Source organism: Streptomyces angustmyceticus, assembly GCF_019933235.1.
In the GTDB taxonomy this organism is placed as follows: Bacteria; Actinomycetota; Actinomycetes; order Streptomycetales; family Streptomycetaceae; genus Streptomyces; species Streptomyces angustmyceticus.
The window spans coordinates 1,763,604-1,786,145 of the sequence record NZ_CP082945.1; the positions used below are offsets into that span (position 1 = coordinate 1,763,604).

At 72.5% G+C, this 22,542-nt stretch carries 19 protein-coding genes and 1 riboswitch; of the genes, 8 read left to right on the forward strand and 11 right to left on the reverse strand.

All coding sequences use genetic code 11. The features are described from left to right. Positions 1-15 precede the first annotated feature (15 nt). On the reverse strand, positions 16-747 hold the full coding sequence (locus K7396_RS08225) for a Clp protease N-terminal domain-containing protein (RefSeq protein ID WP_086716874.1): 732 nt from the start codon (positions 745-747) through the stop codon (positions 16-18). Positions 748-852: 105 nt separating this feature from the next. Here K7396_RS08225 and K7396_RS08230 point away from each other — a divergent pair, with 105 nt between their 5' ends. After that, entirely contained in the window at positions 853-1,422 is a 570-nt protein-coding gene (locus K7396_RS08230) for a mycothiol transferase (RefSeq protein WP_086716873.1), read from the forward strand. Between the two features lie 416 nt (positions 1,423-1,838). Then, the gene (locus K7396_RS08235) at positions 1,839-2,480 is read left to right on the forward strand and encodes an XRE family transcriptional regulator (protein ID WP_152104369.1); all 642 of its coding nucleotides are present in this window, start codon (positions 1,839-1,841) and stop codon (positions 2,478-2,480) included. A gap of 81 nt (positions 2,481-2,561) precedes the next feature. Here K7396_RS08235 and K7396_RS08240 read toward each other — a convergent pair whose 3' ends face one another. Further along, entirely contained in the window at positions 2,562-4,172 is a 1,611-nt protein-coding gene (locus K7396_RS08240; RefSeq protein ID WP_152104297.1) for a nucleobase:cation symporter-2 family protein, read from the reverse strand. Positions 4,173-4,695: 523 nt separating this feature from the next. Here K7396_RS08240 and K7396_RS08245 point away from each other — a divergent pair. Beyond that, complete coding sequence (locus tag K7396_RS08245; protein WP_086721555.1) at positions 4,696-4,911, forward strand: hypothetical protein; 216 nt, start codon at positions 4,696-4,698, stop codon at positions 4,909-4,911. Here K7396_RS08245 and K7396_RS08250 read toward each other — a convergent pair. Both K7396_RS08250 and K7396_RS08255 read right to left on the reverse strand, forming a co-directional pair. Next, positions 4,908-6,047, reverse strand: a complete 1,140-nt coding sequence (locus tag K7396_RS08250; RefSeq protein ID WP_223660370.1) for a caspase family protein — start codon at positions 6,045-6,047, stop codon at positions 4,908-4,910. The two genes, K7396_RS08245 and K7396_RS08250, sit on opposite strands and share 4 nt — an antisense overlap. A 2-nt stretch (positions 6,048-6,049) precedes the next feature. Further along, positions 6,050-6,415 carry an effector-associated constant component EACC1 gene (locus tag K7396_RS08255; protein WP_086721557.1) on the reverse strand — a complete coding sequence of 122 codons (366 nt, stop codon included), beginning with the start codon at positions 6,413-6,415 and terminating at the stop codon, positions 6,050-6,052. A gap of 280 nt (positions 6,416-6,695) precedes the next feature. On the opposite strand from K7396_RS08255, the gene K7396_RS08260 reads away from it, so the two are divergent. Beyond that, entirely contained in the window at positions 6,696-7,160 is a 465-nt protein-coding gene (locus tag K7396_RS08260) for a MarR family winged helix-turn-helix transcriptional regulator (protein ID WP_086721558.1), read from the forward strand. An 89-nt stretch (positions 7,161-7,249) separates the two neighbouring features. Here K7396_RS08260 and K7396_RS08265 read toward each other — a convergent pair whose 3' ends face one another. After that, the gene (locus K7396_RS08265; protein ID WP_152104296.1) at positions 7,250-8,554 is read right to left on the reverse strand and encodes a streptophobe family protein; all 1,305 of its coding nucleotides are present in this window, start codon (positions 8,552-8,554) and stop codon (positions 7,250-7,252) included. Between the two features lie 507 nt (positions 8,555-9,061). Here K7396_RS08265 and K7396_RS08270 point away from each other — a divergent pair. Then, positions 9,062-10,243, forward strand: a complete 1,182-nt coding sequence (locus tag K7396_RS08270; RefSeq protein ID WP_223659778.1) for a L,D-transpeptidase family protein — start codon at positions 9,062-9,064, stop codon at positions 10,241-10,243. Between the two features lie 15 nt (positions 10,244-10,258). On the opposite strand, the gene K7396_RS08275 is transcribed toward K7396_RS08270, so the two are convergent. Further along, positions 10,259-10,708 (reverse strand): hypothetical protein, encoded by a 450-nt coding sequence (locus tag K7396_RS08275; protein ID WP_086721753.1) that lies wholly within the window; start codon positions 10,706-10,708, stop codon positions 10,259-10,261. 221 nt (positions 10,709-10,929) lie between these two features. Beyond that, positions 10,930-11,988: an aldo/keto reductase gene (locus K7396_RS08280; protein WP_086721752.1), complete on the reverse strand. Its 1,059-nt coding sequence runs from the start codon at positions 11,986-11,988 to the stop codon at positions 10,930-10,932. A 145-nt stretch (positions 11,989-12,133) separates the two neighbouring features. Next, positions 12,134-12,350: riboswitch (cobalamin riboswitch) on the forward strand. A gap of 154 nt (positions 12,351-12,504) precedes the next feature. Here K7396_RS08280 and metE point away from each other — a divergent pair. Further along, complete coding sequence (metE, locus tag K7396_RS08285; RefSeq protein WP_086715726.1) at positions 12,505-14,829, forward strand: 5-methyltetrahydropteroyltriglutamate--homocysteine S-methyltransferase; 2,325 nt, start codon at positions 12,505-12,507, stop codon at positions 14,827-14,829. Between the two features lie 133 nt (positions 14,830-14,962). On the opposite strand, the gene K7396_RS08290 is transcribed toward metE, so the two are convergent. From K7396_RS08290 to K7396_RS08300, 3 genes are all read right to left on the reverse strand, one after another. Then, the gene (locus tag K7396_RS08290; RefSeq protein ID WP_086715728.1) at positions 14,963-17,020 is read right to left on the reverse strand and encodes a phosphocholine-specific phospholipase C; all 2,058 of its coding nucleotides are present in this window, start codon (positions 17,018-17,020) and stop codon (positions 14,963-14,965) included. A 569-nt stretch (positions 17,021-17,589) separates the two neighbouring features. Beyond that, on the reverse strand, positions 17,590-18,147 hold the full coding sequence (locus K7396_RS08295; protein WP_086715730.1) for an ATP-binding protein: 558 nt from the start codon (positions 18,145-18,147) through the stop codon (positions 17,590-17,592). A 133-nt stretch (positions 18,148-18,280) separates the two neighbouring features. Next, positions 18,281-18,664 (reverse strand): hypothetical protein, encoded by a 384-nt coding sequence (locus K7396_RS08300; protein ID WP_086715732.1) that lies wholly within the window; start codon positions 18,662-18,664, stop codon positions 18,281-18,283. Between the two features lie 410 nt (positions 18,665-19,074). Here K7396_RS08300 and K7396_RS08305 point away from each other — a divergent pair, with 410 nt between their 5' ends. Both K7396_RS08305 and K7396_RS08310 read left to right on the forward strand, forming a co-directional pair. Continuing rightward, positions 19,075-20,271, forward strand: a complete 1,197-nt coding sequence (locus tag K7396_RS08305) for a serine hydrolase domain-containing protein (protein WP_086715734.1) — start codon at positions 19,075-19,077, stop codon at positions 20,269-20,271. Between the two features lie 316 nt (positions 20,272-20,587). After that, positions 20,588-20,839, forward strand: coding sequence for a hypothetical protein (locus tag K7396_RS08310; RefSeq protein ID WP_223659780.1), 252 nt, complete (start codon positions 20,588-20,590; stop codon positions 20,837-20,839). A 29-nt stretch (positions 20,840-20,868) separates the two neighbouring features. Here K7396_RS08310 and K7396_RS08315 read toward each other — a convergent pair whose 3' ends face one another. Beyond that, positions 20,869-22,359, reverse strand: coding sequence for a hypothetical protein (locus K7396_RS08315; RefSeq protein ID WP_373866881.1), 1,491 nt, complete (start codon positions 22,357-22,359; stop codon positions 20,869-20,871). Positions 22,360-22,542: the final 183 nt, after the last annotated feature.

The window sequence follows — 22,542 nt, forward strand, 5'->3', positions numbered from 1 at the left end:
CGGCCGGTGCGCCGCCTACTCCTGGAGCCCGTCCCGGATCGCCCGCAGGGCGGCCGACACGTGCTCCTCGGTGCGCGCCTTGTCGAGGCCGAGCCCGCTGAGCACGCCCTCGCCGTTCTCCTGCTCCAGCAGCGCCAGCAACAGGTGCTCCGTACCGACGTAGTTGTGGCCCAGTCGCAGCGCCTCGCGGAAGGTGAGTTCGAGCGCCTTCTTCGCGTGGGCGTCGAAGGGCACGAGGTCGGGCACGGGCTCGCCGGAGGGCTCCGGCAGCGCCTCGGTCACGGCCGCTTCGACCGTCTCCAGCGGTACGCCCTGGGCGACGAGCACCCGTGCGGCCAGCCCTTCCGGATCGGCGAGCAGGCCGAGCACGAGATGGCCCGTGCCGATCTGCGTGTGGCCTCCCGCGCGGGCCTTGCTCTGGGACGCGACGACGACGCTCCTGGCCCGGGGGGTGAATTTGGCGAAGTTCTGGCTCATGTCGGACGACGGCTCGTCCTTCGTCACGAACCGCTTCTGGGCGGCCTGCCGGGTGACGCCCATGGACCTGCCGATCTCGGTCCATGAGGCACCGGAGCGGCGGGCCTGGTCCACGAAGTGGCCGATGAGATGGTCGGCGACTTCGCCGAGATGGTCGGCGGCGACGACGGCGCTCTGGAGCTGGTCGAGGGCGTCGCCGTGCACCTTCTTGATCGCTTCGATGAGGTCGTCGAGGCGGACGGGATGGTTCATCTGAGTCGGTTCAGCCATGAGGCAACCCTAGGTTGACAGCCGCACGAGTGTCAACCCTTGGTTGACACCTCAGGCCGCCCCCGAGCGGGAATTCGCTGGCACCCCCGTGCCCCGCGGAGGAGCATGCACCGCATGAGCGACCGACCCGCACGATGGAGCCAGGGAACCGTCCACCCCGACATGTGGACCGATCCGGACGACGACCCCCGCGAGTGCGACGGCCCGAGCCCGGACGGCGAACGGGCAACGCTGCACGAGTTCCTGACGAACTACCGCCTGACCCTGCGGATGAAGTGCGAGGGCCTGGACGCGGAGCAACTGGCCCGCCGGACGGTTCCGCCGTCGACGATGTCGCTGCTCGGCCTGGTGCGGCACCTCGCCGAGGTGGAACGGGACTGGCGCACCTGGATCGGCGACGGCGAACCGCTGCCGAAGCTGTACGGCGCGCGGGACGCGGACTTCGACGAAGCGGTCGCCGAACAGGCCGTGGTCGACGCCGCGTACGACGACCTGGAGCGTGAACAGGCCGCGACCGATGCCGCGCTGGCCGCGTACCCGGACCTGGGCGCGCGGGCGGGCAGGGACCGGATCGCGATCCGGGAGCTGCTGGTGCACCGGATCGAGGAGTACGCCCGCCACTGCGGGCACGCCGACCTGCTGCGCGAGTGCCTCGACGGCAGGGTGGGGCAATAGCCCCAGGGGCGATCCCGCCCCGGCCGGAGACCCTTACCCATAACGCTTCGATGACGTCCCGCCGTCCTGGCGGCCCCAAGAATTCCTACCGCCCGGTAAGGGATGGGGAATCGGCTATACCCAGTAAGCAAGTCGATGCCTGAAATCGGACAGATAACGCACATCTCCCGCGCATCCGACTCCGCACCCCTTGACCGGCTTCGCCTCCCGGGGGAACTGGAGATTCGTACCTATCGCCCATCTGTTAATCTGCCCGCTCCTGGATGTTCCTCCATGTCCCCTCCCCCCAAGCGCCCCCCGTCCCCCGGGGGCAGCGAGGTGTCCCGCAGGTGTACAGCAGCACTCCGTTCTCCGCCGCCGAGGCCAGATCCGCGCGGGCCCGGGTGGGCCTGAGCACGGCTCAGGTCGCCCAGTCCATGACCGCGTGCGGCGTGCCGGTCCGCCCCGAGCTGATCGAGTCCTGGGAGTACGGCACCCAGGCGCCGTCCGAGGCGCAGTTGTTCGCCCTGGCCGATGTCCTGTGGTGTCCGCCGACGGTGCTGATGGGCGTCGAGCCGCGGACGCTGGCCGAGCACCGGATGGCCCGCCAGTTGAGCGTGGAGCGGCTGGCGCAGCTGATCGGCATGGAGCCGGCCGCGTACTGGGCGGCCGAGTCGGCCCAGCAGTGGAGCGGTGACTACCGGCAGACCAAGGCGCTGGTGGAGGCGCTGGGGCTGTCGCTGCGGAAGCTGATCGGGGTGATGGGCCGCAACGACGACCTGGCAGGGCACCTGCGGTCGGCCATCGACGGGCGCTGGAAGGGGCACGTGGGGCCGATCAGCCAGATCACCACGCTGAACAAGACCCGGGTGAGCGACGCCCTGCGCACGATGCACGCGGAGTTCGCGGAGTTCTCCGAGCGCTACATGGGGCATGTGGTGGCGCGGAACGACGACTCCCGGCTCAAGGAGGTCGCGGCCGAGCGCTCGGCGTACCTGCGCCGGCTGGTCGACCACTTCTGGGACCTGATCGGGGAGGCGGGCGAGGCGCCGCCGTTCAACTCGGTGGCCACCCACTGACGCGGGCGGCGGGGGACGGACACAAGCGGGCGGGGAGGGACCTGGATCAGGTTCCCTCCCCGCCCGCTCGGCGTCCGCGGCTCAGTGGCCGGGGGCGCCCCAGTTCGGGCCCTGCGGGCCCTGCGGACCGGACGGGCCCTGCGGGGTGTGCGGAGCCTGCGGCGCGTAGTGGCCCGGCTGGGTGTGGGTGTGCGGGCCCTGCGGCTCGTAGCGGCCCGGCTGCGGGCGCACGCCCTGCGGGGCGAACGTTTCCGCGGGGACGTGCGCGCCGGCCGGCTCGGGGGCGCCCAGGGGACCCTGCGCCTCGGCCGGCTCGTCGTCCTCCATCTCGTCCCAGTCGATCTCCATCGTGCTGCGGCGGGTGAAGACGTTGAAGAAGAGGTTCAGCAGGACGGCGGTGAGACTGCCCAGTGTGATGCCGCTGTTGAGGACGGCCCGGACGTCCTCCGGCATCCGCTCGAAGAACGGCGCGACGGCGTTGGGCAGCAGCGCCGCGGCGAGGCTGACCGCCAGGATCAGGGCGTTGCGCTCCTCGCGCAGGTCCACCTTGCCCAGGATCTGGACGCCGACCGCGGCGACCATGCCGAACATCGCGATCGCGGCGCCGCCGAGCACCGGGTGCGGAATCGCGGCCACCACGCTGCCCGCCTTCGGCAGCAGCCCCAGCACGATCATGAAGCCGCCGGCCGCGACCACCACGAAGCGGCTCATGATCTTCGACATCCGCACCAGGCCGATGTTCTCGGCGAAGGCCACGTACGGGAAGGAGTTGAACACGCCGCCGAGGACGGTGGCGACGCCGTCGGCGCGCAGGGCGTTGGCGACCGTGGCGTTGTCGACCTTCTTGCGGGTGATCTCCCCGATGGCGTAGACGTCCCCGGTGGTCTCCACCATGGTGATCAGCATGACGACGACCATGGCGATGATCGGGAACAGCTCGAACTTCGGCATGCCGTAGTGGAAGGGCGTGCTGACACCGAACCAGTCGGCGTCCTTCACCGGGCCGAAGTCCGCGTCGCCGAGGAGCCAGGCGACCGCGGTGCCGACGACCAGGCCGAGCAGCACGGCGAGGCTGCTCAGGTACGGCTTGCCGAGCCGGACCACGAGCAGGATGAAGAGCAGGGTGCCCAGCGCGTAGCCGAGGTTCTTGAGGTCGCCGTAGCCGGGGTGCCCGATCAGCTTGGCGCCGCCGGCCGCGTCCTGGAGGCCCTGCGGGATGAGGGTCAGGCCGATGATGGTGAGGACGGTGCCGATGACCACCGGCGGGAAGTACTTCACCAGCTTGCTGAAGAACGGCGCGAACAGGAAGGTCGCTATGCCCGCGGTGATCACCGCGCCGTAGACGACGAGCAGTCCGGCGGTCCCGCCGCCCGCGCCCATGCCGATCGCGATCATCGGCGAGACCGCGGTGAAGGTGACGCCCTGGACCAGCGGCAGCCTGGCGCCGATCTTCCAGACGCCGAGGGCCTGGATGATCGAGGCCACACCGCAGGTCAGCAGGTCCGCGTTGATCAGATAGACGAGCTCCTCATGGGAGAGATCCAGGGCGTTCCCGAGGACGATCGGGACGATCACCGCTCCCGCGTAGAACGCGAGGACGTGCTGGAATCCGTAGAGGGTGAGCTTGCCGACGGGGAGCACCTCGTCGACGGGGTGGACCTGCTCGGGGTTTTGTCGGGAGACTCGTGCCATCTCTGCCTTGCCTTCGGGAGGTAGGTGAATAAGAAGGAACCGGCGCCGTCGCGTGCCGATGACGGACGGGCCGGCTGGGTCTTACAAAGCCGACGTCGGGCGGTGTCGCCGACACCACGTAGCCCTGCGCTGCACTTGCGTCCTGATTCGGTAGGACTTCCTTCGATCAGCGCCGCATATTCCGGTATTCAACTGGCATGTGCGGGTGGGCCGATCGGAGCGGTTCACCTTAGTTGACCTGCACCATTTCTCGCGAGTAACCCGTCGCGTTCGCTCCCATAAAAGGGGATCAGGTCCCGAAATCCCGTTTTGGCGAGGGAAATTACCCCGCCTCGGCGAGATATGCCCACGGCGAGGCCGGAAGGGAGACGGGGCGACGGAGAACAGGGACACCGGGCACACGTTGAGCGCCAATTGCCGACAAGATCAAGCCGGTGTTTCCGATACGCCCGGGAACGGGCCCGCTTCCCTGGCACACTGCACTGCTGACATGCAGTGAAGCGGAAATCGGGGGTGGGGCGCCGTGGCGCAGAGCAGGAAGGGCTACTACCGGGCGGGGCACTATGTACGGCCGTCGAGCGGCTCCCGGCGGGCCAAGACGCCCGCGCTGTGGGTGCTCGTGGTCGGTGCGCTCCTGGTGATCGCCACCTGGAACACCCTCTTCGGGGGCGATGACAGCAAGGCGACACCCGGCCCGCAGCGAACGGCGCATCACCAGAAGGCCGATCCGGACCGCTAATCACGGCCCCTGCGGCGAACGACTCGGGACCATACGGACGCGGCACGCCCACCACGGTCCCTGCCGCGATCCAGGGCCGGACTCGCGGCCCCGGTGGCGGGCGTCTGTGCCCGAAGGCGCTCCCAGGTACGCCGCCAGCCGTCGGCCCGCTCGTCCGGGACACCGCACGCGGCCAGATAGATGCCTGTTGTCTTCCAGGTCTTCGGGAGGTCCTTGCGGTTGAGGAGGCCGCTGACCGTCCCGGCGGCGATCCCCCCGCCGGAACGAAGGCTGACGGCGGCGTGGGTGAGTCCGCTCACGATGCGCACCTGCCCCAGCGCTTCCAGGAAGCCCTGGGCCGTGCAGATGGCCTCGGGGTCCGGCCAGGAGCGGAGTTCGGCCCGGCCATCGCTCGCGTCGGCCGCCAGGGGGCTCCGGCTGAAGGCCGCGTTCCAGCCGAGCGCGAGTCGCCCGTTGCTGTTGCGTCCCCGCCCTTGAGGGACCGGACGGCCCTTGGCCGTGAGAGCGGTGCGCAACTGCCGGAAGACCGAGTCGAGGTCCAGCTTCTCGGGGCCGCCCGCGATGCCGTGGTCCAGGATGCCGAGCAGTTCGCCCGTGAACGCCGTGTGCGTCTCCCCGGGCGGGGCGAGTGCCTGGCGGGTCTCCGAGGCCGCCGCCAGCAGGTAGGTCCCTTCCACGTCGGCCTGAGCGGCCAGGTCGGAGGATCCCATCATGCCGAGGGCGAGGCCGCTGTAGCAGCAGTCGAGGATGACGACGGTGCGCTCCGCCATCCCCTCCAGAAGCGCACTGCGCACCCACTTGTACGAGATCCCCGTTTCGACCCGTTGCTGCCGGGAGCGGGGCAGCCCCAAGTAGAGTTCGCCTTCGGGGTCGACGAGCCCATGCCCCGCGTAGTACACGAGCAAGGTGTCCCGGGTCGTCGCGGCGGCGTCCCGCAGGGCGTCCATCACGGCTTCACCGCTGGCCGGATCGGCGAGGACGGTGCAGTTGTCCTGCCGGAGGTTCCAGGACGCGGGCCCGCGGAGCGTCTCGGCCAGGGAGCTGAGGTTGTTGGCCACGGCGGGGAGGTCGACGAGGAACTCGTAGGTGCTCGTCCCGATCAGCACCGCCGCCGAGGCGCCGGGGTCCGGCAGCACGCTCAACGCCCCGCGCCCTCTCCGCCCCCGCCCCGCTCCTCCTCCAGGAGGCGGATGATGCGGGCGATCTGTTGGTCGCTGCAGTCGGTCAGGGCGTCGGCGAGGTCGTCGCGCCGGACCGTGACGCGGGAGGCCCGCGGACGGGTCCGCTTCCAGGCGGCGAGCGCCAGCACGAAGTTCGCCGCGTTCCAGCCGTTGTCGGTGACCAGTTGCACGATGTCGGCCACGGACCCCATCCGGCCTTCCTGCGGGGGCTGCTCGCGCAGCTCCACCACGGCGGAACGCCTGAGGTCGGGGTCCTTGCGAAGCCAGTTGAGCAACGAACGCAATTCGTCGTCCGCCGACTCGACACGAACCTCGATGCGCATGTCATCCCCCTCGTCACAGCACTTTCGATCACGGTGGTCCGACCATCGTCGGCCATCCCGCGCTGGAAAGGATCATTTTCGCCCAACGACCGTGCCGGGGAGGGCAACCGGACGGAGAAAGGGTTCCCGCGGCGGCCGGATATCGCCGGCCGGGTGCCTGCGGTGGCCTCAGGCTCCGGGGATGCGGTTCCCGCGACCCGGGTGGGGCACGGTTACCATGGCAACAGAGTGCCAAGATGGCGCCATGTTGCCATATGCCGGAGAGAGGGCGGGAGCGACGATGTCCGACGAGTTGGCTCTGCTGGTGGCGGACGTGTTCGAGGCGGCGGGGGCGCTGCGGCGTTCGGGGGAGGCGTTCGCCGCTGCCGAGGGGCAGACCCAGGCCCGTTGGCAGTTGATGAGCGCGGTGTCGGAGGAGGCGCTCACGGTGCCGCAGGCGGCCCGGCGCCTCGGCATCGCCCGGCAAGGGGTCCAGCGCGTGGCCAACGACCTGACGGACGCGGACCTGGCGGAGTTCCTGCCCAACCCGGACCACCGCACCTCCCCGCTGCTGGCCCTGACGTCCGAAGGGCACACCACCCTGCGCAGGATCACCGCCCGCGCGGAGGCCGCCCACCGGGTCATCGCCCCGAAGCTCCCCGAGGAGGACCTCTCCGGCGTCCGTGCCCTCCTGCAGCGCCTCACCGAGGAGGTGCGGAACTACGGGACCGGGCCGGAGGAGGGCGGGAAGACCGCGGCGGGGTGAGGGCGGGGTCGGCGGGGCCCCGGGGGCGACGCCTGCCGTGTCGTTCGCCGTACCGCTCCAGGCGGCGCGTCACCGTGCCCGCCGCACCGCTACTCCCGTCCCACCTCGCCCGGATGGCGTACCCGTCGCGCCGGGAGGCTGCCGAGGTAGCCGGTGGCCACTCCCCAGGCGAGGCCGACGCCCACGAGCCGGAGGAGTTGGGGCTCCAGGGTGACCCGGCCGCCCAGGTCGCCGCCGAGGTCGCCGACGCCGATCAGGGAGAGCCCGTAGTGGGCGGAGATGCGGGTGAGCAGGCCGACGACGAGCAGGGTGAGCGCCAGGGCGACGGCCATCTCGACGGCGTGCCGCCAGGCCGGCCGCCGGGCCGGGGAGCGGACCGCCGCGGTGAAGGCGGCGACGAGCAGCACCACGGCCGCCACCGGCACCAGGATCCACGCCCGGCCGTCGTGCTCGGACAGCGAGCCGAGATCGAGGGTCTGCTGCCCGTGGGTGCGGAGGATCTGGTCGAGGACGTGCGGCAGGGGCAGTCCGATGGCCTTGTCGACATGCCCCGCCCACGCGCCGCCGGTGCCGATGCCCAGCGCCATCCAGGTGAGGTTGGGCAGTCCGAGGAACAGGGCGGCGAAGGTGTCGGCCGGGCGGTCCTTGGTGATCAGCTCGACGATGCCGATGACCAGCCCGATCGCGACGTAGACGAGCAGCGTCAGCAGCATCGCGAAGGCGGGCGGCCGCACCGAGTCCTGGAAGCGCAGCAGTTGCGGGGAGAGCGGGGCCCGGCGCGAGACCGCGAAGGCCAGGACGAGCAGCGCCAGCACCCACACCAGTGCGACCCCGAGCGTGGCGGGCACATCGGCGCGGAAGCCGACGGTGGGGGTGGCGCCCAGTTCGGCGCCGAGCCGGTCGGCGAGGTCGTTGCCCACGGAAATCCGGAAGCTGTGCCGGGCGGCGAACGTGAGCAGCAGCAGAAGCACCAGCCAGCACACGGCCGTTCGGGCGATCCGGGCGAGCAGTTCCTTGGTACCGGCCACCGCGCGGTGGCGCAGCGGCCGCAGGAAGAGGACGGCGGTCACCAGCGCTCCGGCGAGCGTGACCGACAGCGGTACGACATCCAGGGCGGCACCGGCCTGTGCCAGGCCGCCGATGTCGCCGAAGAGGCCGACCGAGCCGCCGGCCGCGACCAGTACGGTGGCCGCGACCACGGAGGGGAACGCCCCGCCGGGCAGGTCCGCGGCGCCCGCCGCCCACAGGCCGAGCACGGCGACCACGAGCATGGTGACGACGCCCGCCACGGCCGCGCCGAGGGCCTCCGCCCAGGCCCGCAGGGCGGGCGGTGCGCCACGGCGGCGTACCGGGCCCGGCGAACCGGCCGACGCGGGGCCTCGCAGCTGGCTCACGTTCTCTCCTGCCGGTCACGGGACCGCGTACCGGCGGTCCGCCTGGAAGGACGCGGGTGGCCGCCGTGCGCTGCCCGGCACGGCGCCGGCCGCCCTGTGCCGCCCCGCCCGGAGCCGGTACGGATACCGCTCGGCGGCGGTTCCGGTACGTCTCCCGCGTACGCGGCGTGCACGCACCACCGTAGACACCGGCGCGGCCCCCCGCTCGCGGACGCCGCGGAGCCACCCGGGCGGGGCAAGCCGCAGCCGGCCGTCCGCCCCTCGCCCGTCCGGCCGGTGCGCCGAGGGGCCGGCCCGCCGCTGCGCCGCGGCCCTCCGGCGCCGCTTTGCTCCGCTGTGGCCCCCGATATCGAACTGTGTCCTAATACACCGCCGCTCCGGACAACCGCGGACGCGGACAACCCCTCTGCCTGTACGTGGCGGATGCACGGACAGCCCACGACGGTCACCCCCGTACGGGGGCCGTGCCCCGCCACTGTCAGTCGTTCTGCTCTGGAGGGAACCCCCGTGTACGCCGGACCACGCCGCCACCCCACCCGGTTGATACCCGCCCTGATAGCGGCGGGCACGCTGCTGACCGCGTGCGGCCCGGGCGCTGACGGGCCGAAGGCGGACGAGCCCGCGGCGAAGGTGACCGTCACCCCGGCCGCCGGCACCACCTCGGCCAAGCTCGGCTCGGAGATATCCGTGCGGGCCGACGGCGGCAAGCTCACCTCCGTCGAGGTCGAGGACGACAAGGGCGGCAAGGTCGCCGGACGGCTCGCCGGTGACGGGGTGTCATGGAAGTCGGACGGCAAGGTCAGGCCGCAGACGACGTACACCGTGCGGACCAAGACGAAGTCGTCGAAGGGCAAGGAGTCGTCGGCCACCTCGAAGTTCACCACGGAGCGGGCCGACAAGGTCAACAAGCTCACCAACACGCCCGGCGGCGGGCAGACCGTGGGCACCGGAATGCCGATCTCGATCCTCTTCGACCACCCGGTGGCCAAGGACTCGCGCGCGGAGATCGAGAAGGCCCTGAAGGTCACCACCCAGCCGAAGGTCGAGGGTGCGTGGGGCTGGGTCAAGGACTACTCCGGCAAGGACCGCATCGACTGGCGCCCCAAGGACTACTGGCCCACCGGCACCAAGGTCTCCGTCAAGGGCGCCCTGTCCGGGATCGACTCCGGTGACGACGGCGGCTGGTTCGCCCGCGACTACAACTTCGGCTTCCGCATCGGCGCCGACCACAAGGCCGTCATCGACGTGCCCGCGCACCAGCTGACCATGTACGAGAACGGCAGGAGCGTCGGCACCATCACCGGTTCCGCGGGCTCCCCGCAGGACCCGACCCGCGGCGGTGTGCACACCGTGCGCAGCAAGAACGCGGCCGAGACCATGGACTCCGCCACCATCGGCCACGGCAGCGAATGGATGCTGGACTCCAAGTGGGTCACGCACCTCACCGCGTCCGGGACCTTCCTGCACTCCGCGCCGTGGAACAAGTCGCTCGGCGTGGTCAACAACAGCCACGGCTGTTTCGGCATGTCCACCTCGGACGCCAAGAAGGTCTACGACTTCCTGTCGATCGGCTCCACGGTCGAGGTGAAGGGCACCACCAACACCAACAAGACCGACGTCGGCAACGGCCTGGAGGTCTGGCAGGAGAACTGGCAGCAGTGGCAGCAGCGCAGCGCGCTGGGGCACTGACCGGGCGGCCGCCCGTCACCTGCGGTCCCTGCGGGGGCCGCGGGTGCGGGTGAGCAGCAGGAAGCCGGTGGCCAGGAAGGCGACGGCCTGGCCCAGGGCCGCGAGCTTCTTGTCGGCGCTCCAGTGCGGTTCGTACATGTCCGGCAGCGGGCCGGGCGCGCCGAAGTCCACGTAGGTGTACAGGAGCAGCAGCGCGAATCCGCCGGTCGCGACGAGCCAGGCGAAGGTGTCGCCGGCCGGCCGCCGCCAGACCAGCACGAACAGGGCGGCGAGCGCGGCGAGCGCGGCCTCGACGCGGAAGAGCATGCCCTGGCCGATGGTCGCCGTGACCGCGTCGTACCGGCCGGCGAGCCGGGCGTGGACGAAGGCGTCAAGGGCCAGTCCGGCCGCCGCCAGCAGCCGTGCGGCATCGCGGACGATCCGGCCGGGCCGCCCCCGCCGCGGGGCCGAGTGGTCTGGTGCCACGGCTCCTCCAAGCCTCTCGGTGCGTGGCGGTGGCCGGGTCAGCGGACGGTGAGCGTGGCCTTCGTGTACCGGTGGGTCGTGCCGGTGCGCACCCCCTCAATAGACCGCAGACGCCGCCGCCCGGCCATCCGGGCGGCGGCGTTCGGCGTAGTGGGCGGCTGGGAACCGGCCGGGGCGTATGCGACGCGCGCCGGGCCGTGCGCCGCGGCAGCCGTTGCCCGTCAGCGGATCTCGTTCGCCGTGCGGCGGTAGGTGGAGCGGCGGTCCTCGATCCGGTCCCACCGGTCGCCGTAGACGGTCTCGGTGATGCCCGGCTCCCGCAGGAAGTCGTGCGGGAAGCCCAGCGGTACCGCGCTGCACCGGTCGAGCCGTGCCAGTGCGTCGGCGTCGAGCGTGACGTCCACGGCGGCGAGGTTGTCGCGGAGCTGGCTCTCCTTGGTGGCGGCGATGATCGGGATGATGTTGCCGGGCCGGCTGCGCAGCCAGGCCAGCGCCACCTGCGCCGGGCTCCAGCCGCCCTGCTCGGCGACCTCCAGCACCGCGGTGACGGTCTCCTCCGCGTTGTGGTCGCGCTGGTTCTCCTCGCCCACGACGTCGCGCCGGCCCGGCTCGCCGCGGCGGTACTTGCCGGTGAGCCGGCCGGCCGCGAGCGGCGCCCAGGCCAGCACGGCCAGGTCGAAGGCGCGGGCCTGCGGCAGCAGTTCGCGCTCCGGCGTCCGCTCCAGCAGGTTGTAGCGCAACTGCGAGCCCGCGAACGCGGTCCAGCCGCGCAGCTCGGCGAGGGTGTTGGCCTGCGCGATCTCCCAGGCCGGCCAGTCGGACACCCCGACGTAGAGCACCTTTCCCGACCGCACCACGTCGTCCAGCGCCCGCATCACCTCCTCCACGGGCGTGAAGTTGTCCCGTGCGTGCACCCACAGCACATCGAGGTGGTCGGTGCGCAGCCGGCCGAGGCTCTCCTCCACCGACCGGACCAGGTTCTTGCGGTGGTTGCCCGCCGCGTTCACCTCGCCCTTGCGGGTGGCGCAGGTGTACTTCGTCGCCAGCACGAAGCTGTCCCGGCGGCCTTCGAGCAGCTCCCCGAGGATCCGCTCCGAGGTGCCGTCGGTGTAGATGTTGGCGGTGTCGAGGAAGTTGCCGCCCGCCTCCGCGTAGGCGTTCAGGATGCGGCCGCTGGTGTCCTTGCCGGCGCCCCAGCCCCAGTCGTCGCCGATGGTCATGGCGCCCAGGCTCAGCTCGCTCACCCGCAGGCCGGTCCTGCCGAACAGTGTGTAACGCATGTGGTTCCCTTCGATCGGCGCAGCTCTCCGGTGGTGCGCTCACGCTAGGAGCTGGAGCGCACTCCAGCGCAAGGCGCGGCCCGGCGGCGTCCGGGTCCGGCCGGGTGGGGGGATCGGGCCGGGCGGGGCGTTGACGGCGGGGGTTAGTGTGGGCGGAGCAACTGGTTCGCCCTGCCCGCCAGGCAGGCGCGTCGCAAGAGGGAACCCGGTGGGAATCCGGGACTGCCCCGCAGCGGTGAGTGGGAACGACCGCCGTCATACGCACTGGGCCCGGCCGGGTCTGGGAAGCGACGGCCAGTAGGTGTCCGCCCTTGGCGGATGTGCCCATGAGTCCGAAGACCTGCCAGTGCCCCCGCGCGACCGCGCGGGGAGATCTCGGTGACCTCGAGGGCGGGTCGGCGGACATCGGACGGGTATCTCCGGCCTCGCAGGCGCCGGGTCCGTCCGGTTTGCCGTTCCTTCGCGCCCTCGGCCCGTCCCGGGGTCCATGGAGACATACTCGCGAAGGAGAGTTCCGTGACCAGCACGTCCGCGGCCGCGGCCGCACGCGCCACCGTGCACGGCTACCCCCGCCAGGGGCCGAACCGTGAACTGAAGAAGGCCATCGAGGGCTACTGGCAGGGCGGGGTCGGCGCCGACGCCCTGCGCGCCACCGCCGCCGAACTGCGCCGCGACACCTGGCGGCAGCTCGTCGGGGCCGGCGTCCACGAGGTGCCGACCGGCGACTTCTCGTACTACGACCACGTCCTGGACACCAGCGTGATGGTCGGCGCCGTCCCGGCCCGACACCGCGACGCGGTGGCCGCCGACCCCCTCGACGGGTACTTCGCGATGGCCCGCGGCACCCAGGACGTGGCGCCGCTGGAGATGACCAAGTGGTTCGACACCAACTACCACTACCTGGTGCCGGAGTTGGGACCCGATACGGTCTTCGCCGCGGACTCCGCCCAGCAGGTCGGTGAGCTGGCCGAGGCGCTCGCGCTCGGTGCGGCCGCCCGCCCGGTCCTCGTCGGGCCGGTCACCTACCTGCTGCTGGCCAAGCCGGCGCCCGGTGTCGCGGCCGGCTTCGATCCGCTGACGCTGCTCGACCGGCTGCTGCCCGTCTACGCCGAGGTGCTCGCCGACCTCCGGGCGGCCGGCGCCGACTGGGTGCAGCTGGACGAACCGGCCCTGGTGCAGGACCGCTCCCCCGCCGTCCTGAACGCCGCCGCCCGCGCCTACCGCGACCTCGGCACGCTCCCGGACCGCCCCCGGCTGCTGGTCGCCTCGTACTTCGACCGGCTGGGCGAGGCGCTGCCGGTGCTGGCCAAGGCCCCCGTCGAGGGGCTGGCGCTGGACTTCACCGGTGCCGCGGCCGGCAATCTGGGGGATCTGGCGGCGGTCGGCGGGCTGCCCGGCAAGCGGCTGGTGGCCGGTGTCGTGGACGGCCGCAATGTCTGGATCAACGACCACGAGAAGTCGCTGGCCACCCTGGGGACGCTCCTCGGCCTGGCCGACCGGGTCGATGTGGCGTCGTCCTGCTCGCTGCTGCACGTCCCGCTGGACGCCGCCGCCGAGCGCGACATCGACCCGCAGATCGCCCGCTGGCTGGCCTTCGCCCGGCAGAAGACCGCGGAGATCGTGACCCTGGCGCGCGGGCTGGCGCAGGGCACCGGCGCCATCGCGGCCGAACTCGTCGCCAACCGCGCCGACCTGGCGTCCCGGGCCGGTTCGGCGCTCACCCACGACCCGGCGGTGCGCGCCCGCGCCGCGGCCGTCACCGACGCCGACGGCCGCCGCTCGCAGCCGTACGCCGAGCGGGCCGCGGCCCAGCGCGCGCACCTCGGGCTGCCGCTGCTGCCGACCACCACCATCGGCTCGTTCCCGCAGACCGCCGAACTGCGCACCGCCCGCGCCGACCTGCGGGCCGGGCGGATCGACGCCGCGGGGTACGAGGAGCGCATCGCGGCCGAGATCCGGGAGGTGCTGGCCTTCCAGGAGAAGGCCGGTATCGATGTGCTGGTGCACGGCGAGCCGGAACGCAACGACATGGTCCAGTACTTCGCCGAGCGGCTCACCGGCTACCTCGCCACCCGGCACGGCTGGGTCCAGTCGTACGGCACCCGCTATGTCCGCCCGCCGGTCCTGGCCGGGGACGTCTCCCGCCCCGAGCCGATGACGGTCCGCTGGACGACGTACGCCCAGTCGCTCACCGACCGGCCGGTCAAGGGCATGCTCACCGGCCCGGTCACCATGCTCGCCTGGTCCTTCGTCCGCGACGACCAGCCGCGGGCCGAGACCGCGCGGCAGGTGGCGCTCGCCCTGCGCGACGAGGTCGACGACCTGGAGGCGGCCGGGAGTTCGGTGATCCAGGTCGACGAGCCGGCGCTGCGCGAGACGCTGCCGCTGCGGACCGCGGCGCGGGCGGCGTACCTGGCCTGGGCCACCGAGGCGTTCCGCCTGACGACCGCCGGGGTCCGCCCGGACACCCAGATCCACACACACATGTGCTACGCGGAGTTCGGCGACATCCTGGCGGCCATCGACGACCTCGACGCCGATGTCATCAGCCTGGAGGCGGCCCGCTCCCACATGCAGGCGGCCGCGGAGCTCGCCACGGCCGGCTACCCGCGCGAGGTGGGGCCCGGCGTGTACGACATCCACTCGCCGCGCGTACCGGGCGTGGCGGAGGCAACCGCCCTGCTGCGCAAGGGCCTTGACGCCATTCCGGCCGAGCGGCTGTGGGTCAACCCGGACTGCGGCCTGAAGACCCGCGGCTGGCCGGAGGTACGGGCCGCCCTGCAGAACCTGGTCGCCGCGGCCCACGAGGTCCGCGCGAGCGTGCCGGACCCGGCTTCCTGACGGCGGGCGGGGCCGGCGCCCGTGGCGGTGCCGGCCCCGCCCGTGTCCCGGGAACGCAGTGCGGGGCACCCGCCGGACCGCGGGTGCCCCGTACCGGAGGAGGCGGAGGGACGGCGTGCGCCGTCCGCCCGGCTCAGCCCGTGATGAGCGCCGGGTCGCTCACACCCGGCTCACCGTTCTCCACATGGCCGGCGAACCGGCGCAGGAAGGTGCGGTCGGTGTCGGAGACCACCGACAGGTCGTACCAGCGCTTGCTGGCGCGCAGGTCGATCTGCCGGGTGACGGTGGCGCCGGCACGGACGGGGTAGGTCTCGCTCGCCCCGCCGTAGGCGTGGGTGACGGTGAGGTGGCAGTCGGTGCTGCCGTGGTTGGTCAGGGTGAGCGCGATGCGGCCGGTCCGCGCGTCGTGGCGGGCGGTCACCTCGGGTCCGGCCTTCTTGCCGTCGCCCTTGAAGGAGCGCAGGAAGCCGTTCGGGCCGTACACCGTCAGGTCGTAAGTGCCCTTGGAGTACTGGGTGTTCCAGGTGTCGGAGATCTTCTTGCCGGCCTCCGTGGTGTACGTCCAGGGGCCGTCGGTGCGGTTGCCGCCGGTGACGGTGAAGCAGACGCCGGCCTTGTCGCCGCCGCTGAAGGTGAGGGTGTAGCGCCCGCTGGAGGGGGTGGCGGCACCGTCGACGAGCGGCGCGTACGGCAGCGGACGGGACGGCCGGGAGCCCGCCTCCTGCTTGGGCAGGACGGGGTTGGCCGGCGGCTTGGGCACATAGCTGTCGTGCCGCTCGTTGTCCGGCGGCCGGAAGCCGTCGGTGGCCGGGAGCGCGGCCGGCTTGGTGTTCTCCAGACTGAAGTCGAAGGCCGAGGTCAGGTCGCCGCAGATGGCCCGGCGCCACGGCGAGATGTTGGGCTCGTGCACCCCGAAGCGGCGCTCGATGAAGCGGATGATGGAGGTGTGGTCGAAGACCTCGGAGCAGACGTAGCCGCCGGTGCTCCAGGGGGAGACCACGATCATCGGGACGCGCTGGCCGAGGCCGTAGGGGCCGGCGGCGTACTTGGCGTTGCCGCCGAAGTAGTCGAGCGAGGTGTCCACGGTCGACTTGCCCTGGTCGGCGGAGGCCGGCGGGAAGGGCGGCAGGACGTGGTCGAAGTAGCCGTCGTTCTCGTCGTAGGTGACGAGCAGGGCGGTCTTGCTCCACACCTCGGGGTTGGAGGTGAGCGCGTCCAGCACCTGGGAGACGTACCAGGCGCCGTAGTTCGCGGGCCAGTTGGGGTGCTCGGAGAACGCCTCGGGGGCGGCCACCCAGGAGACCTGCGGGAGCTTGTCGGCCTTCACGTCGGCCCTGAGCCGGTCGAAGTAGCCGTCGCCCTTCTTGGCGTTAGTGCCGGTGCGGGCCTTGTCGTAGAGCGGGTCGCCGGGCTTGGCGTCGCGGTACTGGTTGAAGAAGAGCAGCGAGTTGTCGCCGTAGTTGCCGCGGTAGGCGTCCTCGATCCAGCCCCACTTGCCGTCCGCGTCCAGACCGTCGCCGATGTCCTGGTAGAACTTCCAGGAGATCCCGGCCTTCTCCAGCCGCTCCGGGTACGTCGTCCAGCTGTAGCCCGCCTCCTCGTTGCCGAGGACGGGGCCGCCGCCCTTACCGTCGTTGCCGACGTGCCCCGTGTACATGTAGTAGCGGTTGGGGTCGGTGGCCCCGAGGAACGAGCAGTGGTACGAGTCGCAGATGGTGAACGCGTCGGCGAGCGCGTAGTGGAACGGAATGTCCTTGCGCGTCAGGTGCGCCATCGTCCCGGAGGTCTTGGCGGCTATCCAGTTGTCGTACTTGCCGTCGTTGCGGGCCTTGTGACCGCCCGCCCACTCGTGGTCGAGGCCCTCGATGAACTGCATACCGAGGTTCTCGGCGTCCGGGTGGTAGGGCAGGACCTCCGAGGAGCCGTCGGGCTGGTGCCAGACGGACTTCCCGTTGTCCAGGATGAGCGGGCGCGGGTCGCCGAAGCCGCGGACGCCCTTCATCGAGCCGAAGTAGTGATCGAAGGAACGGTTCTCCTGCATCAGGACGACCACATGCTCGATGTCCTTGATGGAGCCGGAGCGTCGCTTGGCGGGGATGGCCGCGGCACGGGCGATGCTGCTCGACAGGGCCGAGACACCCGCGGTGGCACCGGCGATCTGGAGGAAACGCCGCCGATTCAGTTCAGGCATGACTTTGGGGACCTCATGTCGTGTGGGGGTATGCGCGATACAGGGAGTGTTTGCTGTGCGGTGGTGCACGGTCGTGAGGAAACCGTCAGCAGAGTGTTCCAAGAGGAACGAGGCGCGGGGAAGGGGGGGTGTCGCAGGTGTGACGTATCGCCGTACGCACGGCGAACTCCCAGGCCAGGAGGGGCACACGAGAATCCCGGCGGCGGGCCCGGCCGGCGGCGCAGGCGGGCCGGGCGGCGGCCGGGATACGGGCGCGGGCAGCCGGATGCCCGGCAGCGGGACGGCGTCACGGCAGGGCGAAGCGACCCGGGCGACGCGCGGCGGGCCGCGGCCCGGAGCGAGCGCACGGCACACCGCCGACGGGCAACGGCGCGGGGGCCAGGCTACGGTGAGCGGCGGCCGGACACCAGGGGCCGGACGGCGGCCGGCACGGCGGCGCGGCCGGACGGGGTCATGCGCGAGGGCCCGCCGAGGTGTCCTCGACGGGCCCGGGGCGAAAGCGTGGGACGAGCGCGGGCCGGAAGGCGTCGGACGAGCGCCGTCGGACGCACCGCGTCAGACGAACGCCGTCAGACCAGCGCGTCCGTGGAGGACGGCGCCGGGGCGGCCGCGGCCGCGGTGGCAGCGGCGGCTTCGGGGACGGGCTCGGCGAGCGGCTCGGCCGGAACCGCCGGAGGCACCGCCGGCTGGCCCTTCGCGTCGGGCACGCTGCGCAGCGGGGTGCGGCTGGTCAGCCGGGTCCTGCGGGTCGCCTCGACCCGGCGGGTGAACCAGATGACCTTGCCGTCCGGCGTGCCGCAGGTGCCCCAACTGTCGCTCAGTGCCGCCACCGTGGCGAGCCCGCCACCGGCGGCGGAGCGCAGCTTCGGCAGTCGCGGGCCCTCGTCGGCGACGGACGCGGTGAGGTGGCGGCCGCTCCAGCGGAGTTCGACGACGCACTTGGCGTCCGGGCCGATATGGCGGTGGACGTTGGTCAGGAGTTCCGCCACTCCCCGGCACACGGGCGGGATATGCAGTTCGAGATCCCAGTACCGCAGGTGCGCGGCGAGGATTCGCCGGATCTGCGGCACACGCTCCGCCGAAGCATGCAGTTCGACCGTGTAGTGCCGGTCGCTGGGAAGTGTCATGTCGTGGCTCCTCACCGCGAGGCTCACGCCCTTCACCTCGTTGGACCAACGAACCCCGAATCACGAAGAGTGAGCATTTATCACGTATGGGTCATTTGTCATGGTGACCCCGTGCGGCGGGTTCCGCAACAGATCATCGGGACTCCAGCCGGAGCTCGACCTCCTTCTCCTGGTCGCCGGCGGCCGTGCCGAGGACGTGCACCGTGAACGCGGATTCCAGGCCCTTGCACAGCTGGTCGACGGCCCAGTAGCCGCCCTGGAGGCTGACCAGGACGGGGGCGCTCAGCCGGCGGGGCTCGGCCGCCGACTTGAGGTCGCTCACGTCGAACGTCGAGGTCCACACGGTCGAGCCCGGCCCTGAGACCTCCTCGGGGACGTCGTCCGCGGCCCGGTCGGAGCTGAACGAGGTGCGCAGCGCGCTGAAGACGGCATGCGCGTCCTGCGTCGCGCAGCTCTCCAGCTCCACCACCACCTCGGCCGATACGTGCTGCGTGCCTGCCGGTTTCGCGCTGTTCACTGTGGGACCTTCCTGGCCGTTCTCCGGGAGCCGAACGCTTCCAGGCTCGCCCGGCCGACCGGTGTGTGCGACCGGAGTCCGCACGCAGGGGGTGAAGGGGCGCGGCCGCACCCCGGAGCCGGTGGCCCGCCGGGGCGGCCCGCGGCCCGGCCGGGTGCGGCCGGCCGCGAAGACCGGGCCCCCTTCGGGCACTCGGGTGAACTCCTCGGCGAACGGCGAACGGCGAACCGGTCCGGCCGGTGATCATCCGCCGGGGCGGAATCCGGACACGCGCCGCTGAGCCGTCCGGGCCCCGTGATTGCCACGGGCCGCGGCCCGGACGGATCATCCGGAACGGGACCCCGTACGCGCGTACGGGGGTACGGAAGTACGGGGACGACCGGACACGGACGACGCGAGGAGAGTCACCCATGGGACCAGCCACCGTCCACGGCCGCTGCGCACCGGGCTTCGCCGGCGTACGGGAAGCGTTCGAGCGGAACTTCCGCGAGCACGGCGACATCGGCGCGGCGGTGGCGGTGACCCTGGACGGCGAGACGGTGGTCGACCTGTGGGGCGGCCATGCGGACGCCGCCGGGACCCGCGCCTGGGAGCGCGACACCCTCGTCAACGTCTATTCGACGTCCAAGGGGATGACCGCACTGTGCGCGCATCTCCTCGTGGACCGCGGCGAGTTGGACCTCGACGCGCCGGTGGCGCGGTACTGGCCCGAGTTCGGGCAGGCCGGCAAGCGGGACATACCCGTGCGCTGGCTGCTCAGCCACCGCGCCGGCCTGATCGCGCCCCGTGAGCCGCTCCCCGCCGGGTGCGCCTACGACTGGGACGGGGTGTGCGCGTCCCTGGCGGCGGCCGCGCCGTGGTGGGAGCCGGGCACCGCGCAGGGCTACCACGCGGTGACGTTCGGCTACCTGGTGGGCGAGGTGGTACGGCGGATCACCGGGCAGTCCCTCGGCACGTTCCTGCGCGGCGAGATCACCGGGCCGCTGGGCGCCGGGGTGTTCATCGGCACCCCCGCCGAGGAGCACGCCCGCTGCGCGGACATGGTCGGGCAGCTGGACGAGGCGCGGCTCGCGGCGCAGTTCCCCGGCGGCGTGCCCCGGCCGCCGTTCCGTGCGCTGTCCGACCATCCGCTGGCCGTGGTGATGCTGGCGCTGACGTCCATCCCCACCGGCGATGTCAACAGCGCCGCCTACCGGTCGGCGGAGATCCCGGCGGGCAACGCCCACGCCGGCGCCCGCGGGCTGGCGACCGTGTACGGCGCGCTGGCGGGCGGCCGGCTCGTCGGGCCCGCCACCCTGGAGGCGATGCGCCGGTCGCAGAGCCTGCCGGGCGAGCGCGATCTGACCATGGACGCGCTCGCCCCGGCGGGCCGCGAACACCGCTGGGGCCTGGGCTACATGCTCAACCACCAGGGCCAGGCGGGCCCGAATCCGGGGGCGTTCGGGCACGGGGGCGCGGGCGGCTCGTTCGCCTTCGCCGATCCGGAGAACCGGCTGTCGTTCGCGTACACCATGAACAAGTACGGCGGGGGCACGACGGGCGACGATCCGCGCAGCCGCGGCCTGGTCCGGGCGGTGTACCGGGCCCTGGAGGGGACCCGGGGGTGAGGGAGCGGCCGCTCTGGGACGCCGGGGGTCCCGGCCGGGAGGCGGTCCGTACGGCGGCGACGGCCCTCCTCGGCGTCATGACCGATTTCCTCGCCGGTGCGGCCGCCGCGACGTGCCGCGGTGCGCGCCGCGCGGCGTGCCCCAGGGCGCCCGTCCTCCCCGCCGAGGGCGTCGTGCCTGGTGGCGGGCCCTGTCGAAGGTCATCGAGGGGTCCGGAATCCGGGCCCGCGAACCCCGTTGCCGAGCGCGATAATGGGAGGTGCGGCATGCATCCGGCCCGGCGCGAGCGCGGCGGGCCCGAGAGGGTGTGAGGACCATGGAACGGGACACCGAGACGGTTCACGAGGCCTATTCCTTCGTCTGTCTGCACTGCGGGCACGGCTGGGAAGAGGAGTACGAGATCCGGCACACCACGGACCTGGCCGGCCATCGGCGTGCCGACTACTTCGCCCGTGGCGCCCGGGTCCGCTCTCCGCTGACCCTCTCCGACTGCCCGTCGTGCAACCTCGGCCCGATCCGTATCCTGCGCCCCGGCCGGGTCAACTCGACACGTCCGTATCTCGCCTGACCCGGCCCTCAGCCTGTCCTGATGCCTCGTCACCACCCGGTGTACAGCAGGTGGTTGAGGAGCAGGGCCAGTACGGCCTGGGCCGCCAGCCACCGGCGGTGCCGGTGGGCGGGCAGCAGGGCACAGGCGGCCGGCAGCCAGACGGCGAACGGCAGCCAGATCCGCTCGGTCTCCGCCTTGCTCATCCCGGAGAGGTCGGCGACGAGCACGGCGAGCAGGACGGCCGGGACGAGGACGGCCAGCCGGGCGGCGGGGGCGCGCAGCGGCCCGGCGGAGGGGCGGAGCCCGCGCAGGGCGGTGGGTGCCCCCGCCAGGGTGCGGCGCAGACCGGCCACCGTCGCCGGGCCGGTGATCAGGACGGTGCAGGCGAGGTTTCCCCACACCCAGTACGCGTACGGGCGGACCGCCGCGGCGCCCTGGTAGTAGCGCTCGACGAGCAGCCGGTAACCCTCCCACCAGTGGAATCCGGAGAGGGTGAAGCCGGCCGCGACGGCCAGTGCCCCGGCCGCCAGGAGGGGCAGCGGGCGTGCGGTGCGGGTGAGCAGCAAGACCGCCGCGCCGATCAGCGCGATCAGCGTGAGGCCGTAGGAGAGGTAGCAGGTCAGGCCGAAGAGGAGGCCGGAGGCCAGGGCGGCGGCGGCCCGGAGGAGGGCGCCCGCCCGCGGTGACCGGGGCGGGGCGGGGCGGGTGGTGGCGAGGGCCAGCAGCGCCAGGGACCAGGCGGCGACGGCCGCGAAGTACCCGTCCGCCGAGGTGCCCACCCACACGGCGGCCGGGCTCAGGACGAGGAAGGGGGCGGCCCGGCGGGCGGTGGCCTCGTCGGTGAGGGCGCGCAGCGCGAGGAGGACCGCGGCCACCGCGGAGGTGCCGGCCGTGATGCACCAGACGCCGGCCCAGCCGCCACCGCCCAGGCCGATGCGGTCCAGGCCGACGAAGGTGAGGACGGCGGCCGGCGGGTGCCCGGCGACATGGGCGGGCCAGTGGTCCGGCGCGTTGTTGAGGATGTGGTGGGTGAAGTCGCGCAGCGCCGCCCCCGCGTCGTCGAAGCGGTGGATGACGGTCAGGTACTCGTACGCGGTGGTGAGCCGCTCGGCGATACCGGTCCGCCAGCCGTCGATCAGGGCCAGCGACCCCGTCCAGAGCAGGGCGGCCGCCCAGCCCGTGAGGACGAGACGGCGCCAGGGCAGCCGGGCCGCGAGGGACGGGCCGTGGACGATCACCACGACCGCGACGGCGAGCGCGGCGGGGGTGCCGGGGCCCAGGTGCGGGTACCACGAGGCGTACAGCGGGGGCCAGTTGACGTGCAGGCTGCCGTTGGCGTGCTCGATGGCGGTGCCGATCAGCGCGGCCGCCACGACGAGGAGGGCGCAGGCCGCGACGGCCGCCAGGTCGCGGCGGTGCGCGGCGCGTGCCGCGGGAGGCGCCGCGGCGGGATCGCCGGGTGCCGGAGAGGGGGCCGGAGGAGAAGCCGGCCGGGGCTCCGGACCGGGAGCCGGGCGGGGGTCCGGATCGGGAGTCATACGGGAGGTCGCACGGGAGGTCACAGCGGCACGCTAGGCGCCGGGCGGCGGCCGCGGACGCTCCGCGGCGGCGGTGTCATCGTTCCGTCAGATTTCCCCGGAGCGCGGGCGGCGCAGGGCGCCCCCGCCCCGCGACGTCAGAGTTTCGTCATGCGTCACGGGCCCGTCGGCGCACCGGCCGCG